Genomic DNA, 14,310 nt, shown 5'->3' with positions numbered 1-14,310 from the left:
ATCCCGGACGGCCGACGGGATCGGACGCGGTCCCGTCCCGCCGTCCCACGCGCCGGACACGGTGCCGTGGCGCCGGCCCGCGCCCGCGCCACGGTGTCGGCCGGTGCTCTTCGGCGTGCCGGGCGGGTGCCGCGCGACCCGCCGGGCGCGCGGGACGCGTGAGCGCGGAGCCGCCGTTCCTGCCTGGCGCCCTCGCGCCCCCGTGCCCCGCCCCGCCCGGACCGGGGCGCGCTGCGACCCGGGATGCCGGGCGAGGGGGAGGGGCGGGGTGCCCTGACCGGCGCGCATGCAGGGATGTCCGAGTTGTGGCAATTTGGGAGTCTCGGATGGCTGTCGGCTGCGCAGGGAAGGCCCGTAAGGATGACTACTCCAGGTTTCGGTTTCGGACGCGGTCCCTTCGAGGGGTTCGACGAGCTGATGTCCCGGTTCTTCGGCGGCCAGGTGCAGCCCCCGCAGGCGCGCCGGGTGCAGGCGCTCGACATCGGCAGCCTGTTGTCGGAGCGGGCCCGCGAGCTGGTCGCCGAGGCCAGGGACCTGGCCGCCGCCGAGGGCAGCGAGGAGCTCGACGCCCGGCACCTGCTGGCCGCGGCCACCACGCACCACTCGACCCGCCGGCTGATCGCGGAGGCGGGCGCGGACCCCGACCGGATCAGGGAGCGCCTCGGCCTCGGCGAGGACGCCGCCGAGAGGACCGCGCCCACCACCCTCACCCCGGCGGCCAAGCGGGCCCTGCTGGACGCCTACCAGATCTCCCGCGCCGAGGACTCCTCCTACATCGGCCCCGAACACCTGCTGCGCGCCCTCGCCGCCAACCCCGAGTCGACGGCCGGCCGGGCCCTCGCCGACACCGGCTGGGAGCCGACCCGGATGCCCACCGAGACCGTGGGCGAGCGGGCCAAGGGGCCCAGCAGCACGCCGACGATCGACGAGTTCGGCCGCGACCTCACCGAGGACGCGCGGGCCGGGCGCCTCGACCCGGTGATCGGACGCGACGACGAGGTCGAGCAGACCATCGAGGTCCTCTCCCGGCGCAGCAAGAACAACCCCGTCCTCATCGGCGACCCCGGCGTCGGCAAGACCGCCATCGTCGAGGGCATCGCCCAGCGCATCGTGGCCGACGACGTGCCGAAGACCCTCGCGGGCAAGCGGCTCGTCTCCCTCGACCTCGCCGGGATGGTCGCCGGCACCAAGTACCGCGGCGAGTTCGAGGAGCGGCTGAAGAAGCTGCTCGACGAGGTGAGCGAACACGGCGACGACCTGGTGCTGTTCCTCGACGAGATGCACACCGTCGTCGGCGCGGGCGGCGGCGGTGAGGGCGCCATGGACGCGGGCAACATGCTCAAGCCCGCCCTGGCCCGCGGCGAGCTGCACCTGATCGGCGCCACCACGGTCGACGAGTACCGCAAGCACATCGAGAAGGACGCCGCCCTGGAGCGGCGCTTCGCCCCGATCCTGGTGGGCGAACCGTCCGTCGACGACACCATCGAGATCCTGCGCGGACTGCGCGACCGCTACGAGGCCCACCACCAGGTCCGTATCACCGACGAGGCGGTGGTCGCCGCGGCCGAGCTGTCCGACCGCTACATCACCTCCCGGTTCCTGCCCGACAAGGCCATCGACCTGATGGACCAGGCCGCCGCCCGGGTGCGGCTGCGCGCGAAGACCCCGCTCGCCGACACCCGCGAGATCGAGGACGACATCGCCGCCCTGAACCGGGAGAAGGACCAGGCCGTCGCCGACGAGGAGTACGAGCGGGCCAAGGAGCTCCGCGACCGGATCAAGGAGGCGGAGGGCCGGCTCGCCGAGGTGGGCGGGGCCGAGGAGCAGACACCGAGGGTCACCGCCGAGGACATCGCCGAGGTGGTGTCCCGCACCACCGGCATCCCGGTCGCCCAGCTCACCGAGGAGGAGCGCGAGCGGCTGATGAAGCTGGAGGAGCACCTCCACGAGCGGGTCGTCGGCCAGGACGAGGCCATCACGGCCGTCTCCCGTGCCGTGCGCCGCGCGCGGGCCGGGATGAGCGACCCCAACCGCCCCGTCGGCAGCTTCCTCTTCCTCGGCCCCACCGGCGTCGGCAAGACCGAGCTCGCCCGCGCCCTGGCCGCCGCGCTCTTCGGTGACGAACACCGCATGATCCGCCTGGACATGAGCGAGTTCCAGGAGCGGCACACCGTCTCCCGGCTGGTCGGGGCCCCGCCCGGATACGTCGGCCACGACGAGGCCGGGCAGCTCACCGAGGCGGTGCGCAGACAGCCGTACACCGTGCTGCTGCTGGACGAGGTGGAGAAGGCGCACCCGGACGTCTTCAACACCCTGCTGCAACTGCTCGACGACGGGCGGCTGACCGACTCCCAGGGCCGCACGGTCGACTTCAAGAACACCGTCGTCATCATGACGTCCAACATCGGCGCCGACCGCATCCTGGCGGCCGGCGTGGAGGACTACGCCAAGGTCCGCGAGACGGTCATGCCGGTGCTCCACCAGTACTTCCGGCCGGAGTTCCTCAACCGCATCGACGAGATCATCGTCTTCCGCGGTCTGGTGCGCGGCCAGCTGCGCGAGATCGTCGACCTCCTGCTGGAGCACACCCGGCGCCGGCTGGACGCCCAGCACGTCGGTCTGGAGGTCACCGACGCGGCCGCCGACCTGCTGGCGAACCTCGGCTACCAGCCCGACTTCGGCGCCCGCCCGCTGCGTCGCACCATCCAGCGCGAGGTCGACGACCGGCTGGCCGACATGCTGCTGTCGGGCGAGCTGAACGCGGGCGACCGGGCCCGGGTGGACGCGCACGACGGCGGGATCGTCATCCGGGCGGACAAACCGGCGGAGGTCTGACGCGGGCGCCCGGCGCTCAGGACGCCGCCACGACGGCGGCGAGCCGCCGGTAGGAGTCCAGCAGGGCCGCGCGGTCGTAGGTGCTCGTGGTGACGAGCACCTCCTGCGCGGCCGTCTCCTTCAGCAGCGTCTCCAGCTCGTGCGCGACCTGCTCCTCGGTGCCGGCGATGTGTCCGAGGAGCCCGGACTCGTACAGGCCTCGCTCCTTCACGGTCATCGTGCGGGCCTCGACGGCCTCGGCCGGGGGCAGCGGCGGGAAGCTGCCGTGCGTACGGGCGTACGCCATGGACCACGCCTCCGGCACCAGCAGCCGCCGCGCCTCCCGCTCCGTCGCCGCCACCGCGACCGAGCCGGACACGACGACGTACGGCTCCGGCGACCAGCGGGAGGGCCGGAAGCGCGCACGGTAGTGCTCGACGCCGCGCCGCATCCGCTCCCGGTCGCGCAGGTCGCCGATCACCATCGGCAGGCCCGCGCGCGCCGCGATGTCCGCGCCCTCGCCCATGGCCAGCACGAACGGCGGCACGTCGAGGCCCTCCGCGGGGCGCGCGTGCACCCCCGTCGGGGACGTGCCGGAGAACCAGCCGAGGAGCTCGTCGATCAGGCCCGCGAAGTCCTCGGCGTCGCTCCTGTCGTGCCCGAGCGCCCTGCGCACCCCGTCGGTGAACCCCACCGAACGGCCCAGTCCCATGTCGATGCGCCCGGGGAACAGCGACTCCAGCACGCCGAACTGCTCGGCCACGACCAGCGGCCGGTGGTTGGGCAGCATCACCCCGCCGGTGCCGACCCTGATGGTGCTGGTCGCGCCGGCCACCGCCGCGGCCAGCACGGTCGGCGCGGAACCGGCCACCCCGGGCACCCCGTGGTGCTCCGACACCCAGAAGCGGTGGTAGCCGAGCCGCTCGGCCTCCCGGGCCAGCCCCACGGTGTCGCGCAGCGCCTCCGCGGCCGGACGGCCCCGGCGGATGCGGGAGCGGTCGAGGACGGAGAAGCGGGCCGAGGCGATCACGGAGCTCATGCACGGTTCAACAACGAGCGGGCCGCGGGATTCCCCGCCGCCCCGGCCGGGCCGGGGGAGCGTCTAGGGTGACGTCGTGGCAGACAGCAGCAGGCGGCCGCTCGCCGTGTTCGACCTGGACAACACCCTTGCCGACACGGCGCACCGGCAGCGGTTCCTGGAGCGCGCGCCGCGCGACTGGGGCGCCTTCTTCGCGGCCGCGGCACAGGACCCGCCGATCGCCGAGGGTGTGGCGCTGGCCGTGGCGAGCGCCCGGGAGTGCGAGGTGGTCTACCTGACCGGACGGCCCGAACGCTGCCGCCCCGACACCCTCGGCTGGCTCGCGGCGCACGGGCTTCCCGACGGGCGCGTGTACATGCGCCGCAACGACGACCGGCGCCCCGCCCGGCGCACCAAACTGGAGATCCTGCGGCGTCTGGCCCGCACCCGGGAGGTCGGCGTCCTGGTGGACGACGACGAACTGGTGTGCGGCGACGCCGAGCGGGCGGGTTTCGCCGTCGTCCGGGCGCGCTGGGCCGCCCGGTCGGAGGCGCTCGAAGCGGCCCAGGAGCGGGAGGGGCGGACCTGAGGGGAGCCGGGCGAGGCCGGCGGACCGGACCGCGGCGGAGCGCTCAGTCCGCGTCGTCGATCCGGAAACCGACCTTCAGACAGGCCTGCCAGTGCTCGATCGTGCCGTTCTCGATCTGGCCGCGGACCTGGGTCACCTCGAACCAGTCCAGGTTGCGCAGGGTCTGCGAGGCGCGCGAGATGCCGTTGCGGACGGCCTGGTCGATGCCCTCGTGCGAGGTGCCGACGATCTCCGTGACCCGGTAGGTGTGGTTCGACATGCGGGGGCTCCTCTCCGCCGTGACCGATATGTCACGTATGACTCCACGGTGCCCCAGGCTGTGCCGGAGCGCGAGGCGTCGGGCTCCCCGCCGACACCGGGGGTCCGCCGGGCCCAGGGGCGCCGGCGGACCCGCTCAGGTGGTGTCCGCGCTCAGCGCGCGGTGCTGAGCGACAGCGCGAAGCGGCCCTCCGCGTCCGTCCACCAGTGCGCCAACTCCATTCCTGCGGACGCCAGTTCGGTACGGATCCCGTCCTTGCGGAACTTCGCCGACACCTCGGTGCGCAGTTCCTCGCCGGCCTCGAAGTCGACGGCGAGATCGAGCACGGGGATCTTCACCGTCTGGTCGGTGCGCGCCCGCAGCCGCATCTCGATCCACTCGTGCTCCGCGTCCCACAGTGCCACGTGGTCGAAGGCGTCGAGGTCGAAGTCGGCGCCCAGTTCACGGTTGACGACGGCCAGCACGTTCTTGTTGAACGCGGCCGTCACCCCGGCCGCGTCGTCGTAGGCCCGGACCAGCACCTTCTCGTCCTTGACCAGGTCCGTGCCGAGCAGCAGCGAGTCCCCGGGCGAGAGCAGGGCCCGTACGGACGCCAGGAACGCGGCGCGCTCGGCGGGCAGCAGATTGCCGATCGTGCCGCCGAGGAACGCCACCAGCCGGGGCCCCGGTGTGTCCGGCAGCTTCATCGTGTCGGTGAAGTCGGCGATCAGCGCGTGCACGTCGAGACCCGGCCGCTCGGCGGTCAGTGCCCGACCGGCCTGGGTGAGCGCGCTCTCGCTGACGTCCACCGGCACGTAGGCGCGCAGACCGGTGAGGGCGTCGATCAGGTAGCGGGTCTTCTCGGAGGAACCGGAGCCGAGTTCGACCAGGGTGCGGGCCCCGGTCGCCGTCGCGATCGCGTCGGCCCTGGTGGCCAGGATCTCGCGCTCGGCGCGGGTGGGGTAGTACTCGTCGAGTTCGGTGATCTGCTCGAACAGGTCGCTGCCGTGCGCGTCGTAGAACCACTTCGGCGGCAGGGTCTTGGGGGCTGCGGTGAGGCCGAGCAGCACGTCCGCGCGCAGGGCGGCGTCCGTGGCGTCCTCGGGAAGGGTGCGGGTGATCTGGAACGGGCTCACGAACAGGGCTCCTTCAGGGGTGCGGGTGCCGCCTCGGCGCCGGGTTCCCCGATCGGGGTGAACAGCACCTCGGCGCGGCTCGCCACGAGCAGCGTGCGGTCGGGGACCTGAAGCCAGTGCGGATCGTCGTCGTAGGGCTCGGAGGCCACGACGGCGCGGCCGGGCTCGGCCAGGTACCAGAGGGTGTCCCCCCAGGCGGTCGCGGCGATGGTCTCGCCGTCGGTCAGCAGCAGGTTGAGGCGCGACTCCGGGGCCGCGGCGGCCACGTCGACGACCGTGTCGGCCAGGGCGCGACCCGGCTCGTCGCCGCGGCGCAGCCGGTGCAGGGCCAGGGCCCAGAGGAGCGCCGAGTCGTTGCGCGCCTCCAGCGACAGCAGTTCCTCCGGCGGCAGCGTCCGGGCGGCCGCGGCCATGGTGTGCGGCCAGCCGGCCACGGCGCCGTTGTGGCTGAACAGCCATGGACCCGCCGCGAACGGAGCGGCGGCGGCCTCCGCGTCGGCGCCCGCGAGGGTCGCGTCCCGGACCGCGGCGAGCAGGGCGGTGGTGCGCACCACCCGGGCCAGGTCGGCGAAGGACAGGTCGGCCCAGATCGGCCCGGCCCGCCGGTAGCGGGCCGGCGCCGGGTCCCCGGCCGCGTACCAGCCCACGCCGAAACCGTCGGCGTTGACCGTCCCGTACCGCTGCCGCCGGGGTGCCCAGGACTGGCGGTACAGGCCGTGCGCGGGCTCCACCAGCAGCCGCCCCAGCGGCAGTGCGGGCCCCAGATAGGCCAGATGGCGGCACATCAGACCGTCTCCGAGCGGGCGGTGCGGAACCCGGCGAAGATCTGCCGCCGGATCGGGTAGTCCCAGTTGCGGAACGTGCCCCGGCAGGCGACCGGGTCCACGGCGAACGAACCGCCGCGCAGCACCTTGTGCTCGGGGCCGAAGAACACCTCCGAGTACTCCTTGTACGGGAACGCCCTGAACCCCGGGTACGGCTGGAAGTCGCTCGCCGTCCACTCCCACACGTCGCCGATCAACTGCCGCACGCCGAGCGGCGACTCGCCCGCCGGATAGCTGCCGACGGGGGCGGGCCGCAGATGCCGCTGGCCCAGGTTGGCGTGCTCCGGCGTCGGGTCGGCGTCGCCCCAGGGATAGCGCGTCGAGCGGTCGCCCGCGGGGTCGTGGCGGGCCGCCTTCTCCCACTCGGCCTCGGTGGGCAGCCGCCGCCCGGCCCAGCGGGCGTAGGCGTCGGCCTCGTACCAGCTCACGTGCAGCACCGGCTCGTCGGGCGGTACCACCTCGGTGACGCCGAACCGGCGCCGCAGCCACTGCCGGCCGTCGCCGTGCCAGAACAGCGGGGCGGTGATGGAGTGCCTGCGGATGTGCGCCCAGCCCTCCGGCGCCCACCAGCGCTCGGTGTCGTAGCCGCTGTCCTCGATGAACGCCTGGTACGCGGCGTTGGACACCGGCGTGGTGTCGATGTGGAACGGGGCCACCTCCCGCCGGTGCGCGGGCCGTTCGTTGTCCAGCGCCCAGGGCTCGGACGAGGTGCCCATGGTGAACGGGCCGCCTGGGACCAGTACTTCGGCCGGTCCCGCGAACAGCGGGGCGGGTTCGGGGTCCGGCGTGGTCAGGACCTGTGGTCCGGTGCGCAGCTGATGGGTGATCAGCATGGTCTCGTCGTGCTGCTGTTCGTGCTGCGCGATCATTCCGAAGGCGAAGCCCGCCTCCGTCAGCCGCGTCCCGTGGAAGGCGGTGCCCTCCAGCACGTCCAGGGCGCGGCCGCGCACCTCGGCCGCGTAGGCGCGGGCCTCGGCGGGCGGCAGCAGCGGCAGCGAGGGCCGTTCGGAGCGCGGATGCTCGAAGGCGTCGTAGAGGCTGTCGATCTCGGGGCGCATGGCCTCCCGGCCGGCGACCGTGCGCAGCAGCCAGAGCTCCTCCTGGTTGCCGATGTGCGCGAGGTCCCAGACCAGGGGTGACATCAACGGGGAGTGCTGGGCGGTGAGATCGGGCTCGTCGACGCAGTCGGTCAGCAGGGTCGTGCGCTCGCGGGCGGTGATCAGTGACGTCAGCGCGCGCTCGCGGAGGGTCTCGGCGTCGAACGCGGGTTCGCGCTGGGTCTCGGTGTCGAGAGCGGGCTCGGTCATGTGCGGATGTCCTTCCCGTGCGCGCGACGGTGCATGGTGCCGCGCAGTCGTTCGAGCAGGTCGTCGGCGGGACAGCGGCCCGGGATGACGTAGCGCTTCAGGAACGCCGCCACGGCGTTCGTGACCTCGGGGCCGGCACCGAGCCGGGGCAGGGCGTCCAGCGCGGCCGCGAAGCAGGCGATGGCGGCCTCGTGCAGTTCGGGATCGTCGAGCCCGTACCGGGCGGCGTCCATCCACAGCGGGTTGTGCGGCGCGGGCATGCCGGCGGCGCGTTCGGCCAGCGGTTTCACGCAGCGGTAGGCGGTCTCGGTGGCCTCCGGGTCGTCGAAGAGGGCGGTGGTCACGGCGAGCGGCACGATCCACCCGTCGTCGCCGGGCTGCGCGTCGATCATCCGAAGCTCCAGATGGCCGCGCGGCCTGACCGGCGGGAACAGGGTCGTGACGTGGTAGTCGAGGTCCGCGCGGGTGGGCGGCCTCGGCGTCCCGGACCTGATCCACTGCCGGAAGGTCAGCCCGTCCGGGACGTGCCAGGGACCGGTGTCCTCGCGTACGCACATCACCGGCGCGTCCAGGACGTGCCGGGCCCAGGCGCCGCGCGGCTCGGCCTCCAGCGGCGGCGCGCCCGCCCGGCCCGCGCCGATGTCCGTCCAGATCAGCTGGCGGGTGGACACCCAGCCGGTGGGCCTGCCCGCGATCACCGGAGAGTTCGCGAACGCGGCCACCAGGACCGGGCCCAGGGTGTGCGCCAGCCACCAGCGCCGCCCGAGCCCGAGGATGCCCGGCTCCTCGTACCCCGCGTCCAGACACACCTGGACGGAGGCGGAGGTGCACATCATGGCGCGGCCGGCCGGACCCGAGCGGTCCAGGCAGGTCTCCATGGCGTCGTAGCGCGGCTCGCGCAGGAAACGGCGGGGGGCGTGCCAGGGATCGGTGCCCATGCCGCGGAGGCCGAGTCTGGCCTCGCGGAGCACCGCGCGGACGGCGTCGAGGTCGGCGGAGACGATGCCGATGCACTCCGTCAGGGAGGCGGCGGGCGGCGAGCTCAGTTCCAGCTGGCCGCCGGGCTCGGTGGTGAGCGCCGACCTCAGGGGCACGGTCCGCAGTGCCGCGTAGGCGGCGCGCAGTCGTTCGGGTGCGACCGGGAGCTGCGGCATGCGCAGCTCGTGGACGAGCCATTCCACTTCCACCCCGACGGTGCGGGGCGGTCCCGTCTTGAAGCAGATCCCCCGTACCAGGGCCTCCACCTCGGCTTCGGTGAGGGCGGTGCGGGTGTGCGTACAGTCGCCCTCCGTACGGGCGCTTATTGAATCGGGCATGTCAGGATCCTCCTGAGATTCCACCGTTCAGCCGGTCCCGGGAGTGGCGGGACGGCGCACGCGCTCGTCCTACCCAAGACCGTCGAGTCGAATCGCACAAGGGTGCACATCGTCACTTAAAGGGCGCGGCCCAGGTGTGTCCCGTGATGTTTCGGGGGCCGGGAAACTCTGTTGCACCGCAGGACCAGCATCGCTCACGATGCGTTCATGAGCACGACGGGGGAGTCACCACGGGGGATCGCGCAGGCCGCGAGCAGGGCGCGCACGGGGGTCGCGCCGTGAGCGCGCGCCTGCGCGGCCTCGCCCGGGACACCGAGCGGATCGTGGCCGAAGGCGCGTACCGCACCCCCGGCGGCCGCGAGGTCTCCCTGGCCGCGGCGATCACCGCCGCACGCGAGGGCACGCGTATGTTCGGGCCGGAACCGGTGCAGGTGCCACCGGCCTCCGCCGCGGATACGTTCTTCGAGGTCACCGGCGAGAGCAGCCTGGCGGCCGCGGGCCGGCTGACCGGCCCGGTCGCCGTGCTGAACTTCGCCTCCGCCCGCAACCCGGGCGGCGGCTACCTCAACGGCGCCCAGGCGCAGGAGGAGGCCCTGTGCCGCGGCTCCGCGCTGTACACGTGCCTGCTGCGCGCCCCGGAGTTCTACGACCACCACCGCGCCCACCGGGACCCGTTCTACTCCGACCGGGTGATCCACTCCCCGGCCGTCCCCGTCTTCCGTGACGACCGGGGGCGCCTGCTGGAGACGCCCTTCACCGCCGGATTCCTGACCGCGGCCGCGCCCAACGCCGGCGTGGTGCTGCGCACGGCTCCCGACCGCGCGGCGGAACTGCCGGGCGCGCTGTCGGTGCGGGCCGGACGGGTGCTGGAGACGGCCGCGGCGCACGGCTATCGCCGACTCGTCCTGGGCGCCTGGGGCTGCGGGGTGTTCCGCAACGACCCGGCGCAGGTGGCGGGCGCCTTCCGGGACCTGCTCGGCCCCGGCGGACGGTTCGCCGGGACCTTCGAACAGGTGGTGTTCGGGGTGCTCGACCGCACGCCGGGAACGGTGGTCAGGGCTGCCTTCGAACGGACGTTCCCGGTCTCGCGGCTCCCGGAGTAGCACTCCGGGCGGGCCCGGTCCGCGCCGGGACGCTCTGCGCGTCGGCTGCGTCAGCTCCAGCCGTAACGTTCCCCCAGCCGGTGCCGGACGAGGTTGAAGCGCATCCGGTCCAGCGCGCACGCCTCCCGGCGCATCCCCTCCTCGTGCAGCCGCAGGACCCGGTCGACGTCCACCCACGAGTCGCGCCCCGTGCGGTCCCACGGTCCGCTGCCGATCGGCACCCACTCGCGGTCGCCGTCGTGCCGCTTGCTGGAGAGCTGCACGGCGAGCACCGTGCCAGCGGCCTCACGGGCGACGACCAGCACCGGACGGTCCTTGCCCCGGCCGTCGTTCTCCTCGAAGGGCACCCAGGTCCACACGATCTCACCGGGGTCCGGATCGCCGTCGTGCGCGGGCGCGTACTCGGTCCGCACCCGGCCGACCTCGCGGGGGTCGGCCTCGGTGGTCGCGGTGGGGCCGTAGCGGCCCGGGACGTTCTCATCGGTAGACGCAGTCACGATCCGTACCGTACGGGACGGGAGCGCACGACGGACGACCGCCGTACGCCCCGACGGTCAGCCCTCCTCCACCGGCACCTTCTGCGACGGCGCTCCCGCGATCCCGTTGAGCGGCGAAGTGCCGTTCGCGGCAGGCCCGTTCTGGTTCATGGAGGCCAGCAGCTGACGCGCGAGGCCCAGCCCGGTGCCGCCCATCGTGAGCGCCTTGGCGAACAACTCGGCCATGCCGTCGGCGCCGTTGAGCAGCACCATGTTGTCGACGCTGCCGAAGGCGGACGCCCCGGCCCTGACGATCTCCGGCCAGTTCTCGGCGAGTTGCTGGGCGACCACCGCCTCCTGGTTCTCGGCGAGCGCGGCGGCCCGCGCCTTGATCGCCTCCGCCTCGGCCAGACCCTTGGCCTTGACCGCCTCGGCCTCCGCCAGACCCCTGGCCCGCGCCGAGGCGGCCTCGGCCTCGCCGGTGACCCGGGTGGCGGTGGCGGCCGCGGCACCTCGCGCCTCGGTCGCCTGGGCCTCGGCACCCGCGGCCGTCTTCACCCGGGTCGCCTCGGCGGCGGCCGCGAGCTCCGTCTCCTTCGCCTTGGCCTGGGCCGCCGAGATCCGGGCGTCCCGCTCGGCCTCGGCCAGGGTGCGCTTCTCGTAGGCCCTGGCGTCCGCGGGCTTGCGGATGTCGGCCTGGAGCTGCTGCTCGCGGCGGTCGGCCTCCAGTTCCGCGACCCGGGTCTCCTGGACGACGACCTCCTGCCGGGCGGCGGCGTCGGCGAGCGGACCGGCCTGCCGCGCCTTCGCCCCCGCGTGGTCGCGTTCGGCCTGGTAGCCGGCCTGGAGGATCTCGCTGTCCCGGGTGGCCTCCGCCATCCGCGCGTACGACTGCTGCTCGGCCTCGGTGGCGAGACGGTTCGCCTCCGCCTGCGCGATGCGCGCGTCCCGCTGGACGGCCGCGGCGTGCGGCATCGCCAGATTCTGGATGTACCCGGTCGGGTCCTCGATCTCGTGGATCTGCAACGAGTCGACGATGAGTCCGAGCTTCTCCATCTCCGTGCCGCAGGCGGCCCGGGTCTGGCCGGTGAGCTTCTCCCGGTCCCGGATCATGTCCTCGACCGTCAACCCGCCCACGATGGACCGCAGATGACCGGCGAAGACGTTGTGCACCCGTTCCGACATCAGCTTCTGCTGGTCGAGGAAGCGGCGTGCCGCGTTGGCGATCGACACGAAGTCGTCGCCCACCTTGAAGATGACCACGCCCCGCACCTTGAGCGGAATGCCCTGGTGGGTCACGCAGTCCACGTGCAACTCGGTCTCGTTCAGGTCGAGCGAGAGCTTGCGTACCGCCTGCACGCCGGGCAGCACCAGCGTGCCGCGCCCCGTGACGATGCGGAACCCCATCCCCGCTTCCAGCCCCTCGGTCCGGTGGGTGGAACCGGAGATGATGAGCGCCTCGTTGGGCTCGGCCACCCGCCACATCAACTTGAAGACACCGACCAGCACGAGGACGGCGGCCACCGCCGCCCCCGCAACGACGCCGACGAACATCGGCATTCGCCCCCTTTGAATGGTGCCCTTTCGGCACCGAACGAAGGGAGTGTGCTCCCGCTCGAGCGCGGGGAGAAGTCACCGGCAGAACCTTGTCGCAACCTTGACACACAGGGCTCTCACCTGCGCCGGTACGGGCTCAACTGTCGTACGCGGCAGTGACGTAGACCGTGCGCGGCGGCAGGTGCTCCACCACCATGACCACCGTGCCGCGCTCCAGCCGCTCGGTGCCCGAGGCGGAGTAGGCCAGGAAGTGCTCCGCCCCGCCGCGCACCCGGACGATCACCTCGCCGACCAGTCCGGGTCCCACCGTCCCGGTGACCCGCCCCATCAGCCCCACCAACGACGCGTCGTCCATGCACCAAGCCTAAGAGCTCCGGACCGAAGGCTCCACGGCCGCAACGCCCTTGAGAGCTCCGGACGGAAGTGGGGCCCGCCGGGCCCCACTTCCGTCCGGAGCTCTAGGCCGCCGGGGAATCCAGGGCCGCGAGCTCCGGCCACCGCTCGTGCCAGCGCTGGTCCGCCTCCAACTGGGCGGCCAGCGACACCAGAAGCGGCTCGCTGTGGGCCGGGCCGAGCAACTGCGCCCCCACCGGCAGGCCCGCGTCGACGAACCCGGCGGGGACGTTGACCCCGGGCCAGCCCAGGACGTTCCACGGCCAGGCGTAGGGGCAGGCGGCGATGACGGCGCGGTCGGTGGCCAGTCCGCCCAGGTCGCGCAGGGCGCCGACCCGGAGCGGCGGCGTGGCGGTCGTCGGCGCCAGCACCACGTCGTACGTCTCGAAGAACGCGCCGATACGGCGGTGCAGGACCGTTTCCGCGCGCCGGGCCGCCCGCAGCGGTGCCCCGCCGAGCAGGCGGCCGAGCCGTGCGGAGCCGTGGGTGCGCGGGTCGAGCAGTTCGGGGAAGGGCACGGTGGCGACCCGTTCGGCGATCCCGGCGGTCGCGCGCGGCAGGAAGGTCAGTCCGATCCGGCCGTACGGCGGGTCGGCCTCCTCGACCGTGTGCCCGAACGCGGCCAGCCGCTCGGCGAGTCCGACGACCCGGGCGCGCACCTGGGGCTGGAGACGGGCGGACACCGCGGTGAACGGCGGCTTCAGGGACAGGGCGATGCGCAGCCGCCCGGGGTCGCGGCCCACCGCCGCCGAGATGTCGAGACCGGGCGGCCGGTGCGGGTCGAGCGGATGGTTGCCGGCGGCCGCGTCCAGCAGCAGGGCGGCGTCCGCGACGGTACGGGCCAGGGTGCCGTTGACGGTGATGCCCTGGAAGGACTCGCCGAGCGGCCAGGTCGAGATGCGTCCGCGCTGCGGCTTGATGCCGACGAGGTGGGTCCAGGAGGCCGGGATCCGCACCGAACCGGCGCCGTCCGAACCGAGTGCCGCGGGCACCAGTCCGGCGGCGACCGCGGCGGCCGAGCCCCCGGACGAACCGCCCGGCGTGTGCCGCGGGTTCCACGGGTTGCGGGTCGCGCCGAAGGCGTGGCCCTCGGTGAAGGGCCACTGTCCCAGTTCGCAGGTGTTGGTCTTGCCGACGATGACGGCTCCGGCCGCGCGCAGCCGTCGTACCGCCTCTCCGTCCTCGGCGACCGGCGGGAACTCGCCCGCGCAGCCGAACGCGGTCGGCTCGCCCGCCACGTCCATGTCGTCCTTCACGGCCACCGGCACCCCGAGCAGCGGACGGCGCGCGCCCGCGGCCAGTTCCTCGTCCGCCGCCGCGGCCTCGGCGAGCGCGGCCCGGGTGCGGACGATCCGGAAGGCGTTGAGGGTCGTCCGGGTGGCCTCGATCCGGGCGAGCGCGTCCTCGACGAGAGCCTGGGAGGTCACCTCCCCGTCGGCCAGCGCACGTGCGGTCGCCGCCAGGCCGGCGGAACGGTCGAGCGTCATTCGGGACTCCTCCGGGACGGCGTGGGGAGTGTGCGCAGGCATCGGGATGGGC

General features: G+C 73.6%; 13 protein-coding genes. 3 read left to right on the top strand and 10 right to left on the bottom strand.

Annotated features, from left to right (window positions below; genetic code table 11):
- Positions 1-360 precede the first annotated feature (360 nt).
- Positions 361-2,835 (top strand): ATP-dependent Clp protease ATP-binding subunit, encoded by a 2,475-nt coding sequence (locus tag ACZ60B_RS06440; protein WP_469384707.1) that lies wholly within the window; start codon positions 361-363, stop codon positions 2,833-2,835.
- 16 nt (positions 2,836-2,851) lie between these two features.
- Here the strand turns inward: ACZ60B_RS06440 and ACZ60B_RS06435 are convergent, their stop codons facing one another.
- Positions 2,852-3,853: an LLM class flavin-dependent oxidoreductase gene (locus tag ACZ60B_RS06435; protein ID WP_469384705.1), complete on the bottom strand. Its 1,002-nt coding sequence runs from the start codon at positions 3,851-3,853 to the stop codon at positions 2,852-2,854.
- Between the two features lie 76 nt (positions 3,854-3,929).
- Between ACZ60B_RS06435 and ACZ60B_RS06430 the strand changes: the two genes are divergently transcribed.
- Positions 3,930-4,421, top strand: coding sequence for a phosphatase domain-containing protein (locus ACZ60B_RS06430; protein WP_469384703.1), 492 nt, complete (start codon positions 3,930-3,932; stop codon positions 4,419-4,421).
- A gap of 43 nt (positions 4,422-4,464) precedes the next feature.
- Here the strand turns inward: ACZ60B_RS06430 and ACZ60B_RS06425 are convergent, their stop codons facing one another.
- The 5 genes from ACZ60B_RS06425 to egtA all read right to left on the bottom strand — a co-directional run bounded on the left by ACZ60B_RS06425 (position 4,465) and on the right by egtA (position 9,242).
- Positions 4,465-4,680 carry a dodecin gene (locus tag ACZ60B_RS06425; RefSeq protein ID WP_469384702.1) on the bottom strand — a complete coding sequence of 72 codons (216 nt, stop codon included), beginning with the start codon at positions 4,678-4,680 and terminating at the stop codon, positions 4,465-4,467.
- A gap of 152 nt (positions 4,681-4,832) precedes the next feature.
- Entirely contained in the window at positions 4,833-5,795 is a 963-nt protein-coding gene (gene egtD / locus ACZ60B_RS06420; RefSeq protein ID WP_469384700.1) for an L-histidine N(alpha)-methyltransferase, read from the bottom strand.
- Positions 5,792-6,580 carry an ergothioneine biosynthesis protein EgtC gene (gene egtC / locus ACZ60B_RS06415; RefSeq protein ID WP_469384699.1) on the bottom strand — a complete coding sequence of 263 codons (789 nt, stop codon included), beginning with the start codon at positions 6,578-6,580 and terminating at the stop codon, positions 5,792-5,794. Before egtC ends, egtD begins: the two co-directional genes overlap by 4 nt.
- A complete protein-coding gene (gene egtB / locus ACZ60B_RS06410; RefSeq protein ID WP_469384697.1) occupies positions 6,580-7,926 on the bottom strand; it encodes an ergothioneine biosynthesis protein EgtB in 1,347 nt (448 codons plus the stop codon). The genes egtC and egtB overlap by 1 nt, the downstream gene beginning before the upstream one ends.
- Complete coding sequence (egtA, locus tag ACZ60B_RS06405; protein WP_469384696.1) at positions 7,923-9,242, bottom strand: ergothioneine biosynthesis glutamate--cysteine ligase EgtA; 1,320 nt, start codon at positions 9,240-9,242, stop codon at positions 7,923-7,925. Before egtA ends, egtB begins: the two co-directional genes overlap by 4 nt.
- Positions 9,243-9,520: 278 nt before the next feature.
- Here egtA and ACZ60B_RS06400 point away from each other — a divergent pair, with 278 nt between their 5' ends.
- Positions 9,521-10,345 carry a TIGR02452 family protein gene (locus tag ACZ60B_RS06400; protein WP_469384694.1) on the top strand — a complete coding sequence of 275 codons (825 nt, stop codon included), beginning with the start codon at positions 9,521-9,523 and terminating at the stop codon, positions 10,343-10,345.
- Between the two features lie 50 nt (positions 10,346-10,395).
- Here the strand turns inward: ACZ60B_RS06400 and ACZ60B_RS06395 are convergent, their stop codons facing one another.
- The 4 genes from ACZ60B_RS06395 to ACZ60B_RS06380 form a co-directional block, all read right to left on the bottom strand.
- Entirely contained in the window at positions 10,396-10,842 is a 447-nt protein-coding gene (locus ACZ60B_RS06395) for a type II toxin-antitoxin system PemK/MazF family toxin (RefSeq protein WP_162469087.1), read from the bottom strand.
- A 57-nt stretch (positions 10,843-10,899) separates the two neighbouring features.
- Positions 10,900-12,381: an SPFH domain-containing protein gene (locus ACZ60B_RS06390; protein WP_469384692.1), complete on the bottom strand. Its 1,482-nt coding sequence runs from the start codon at positions 12,379-12,381 to the stop codon at positions 10,900-10,902.
- Between the two features lie 133 nt (positions 12,382-12,514).
- The gene (locus ACZ60B_RS06385) at positions 12,515-12,733 is read right to left on the bottom strand and encodes a hypothetical protein (protein ID WP_384730224.1); all 219 of its coding nucleotides are present in this window, start codon (positions 12,731-12,733) and stop codon (positions 12,515-12,517) included.
- Positions 12,734-12,836: 103 nt separating this feature from the next.
- On the bottom strand, positions 12,837-14,258 hold the full coding sequence (locus tag ACZ60B_RS06380; RefSeq protein WP_469384690.1) for an amidase: 1,422 nt from the start codon (positions 14,256-14,258) through the stop codon (positions 12,837-12,839).
- Between the last annotated feature and the right edge of the window lie 52 nt (positions 14,259-14,310).

The sequence above is a fragment of the Streptomyces sp. NPDC104096 genome, assembly GCF_055584385.1.
Note: the sequence above shows the minus strand (reverse complement) of the source record. Positions and strands in the feature narration are given on the sequence as shown.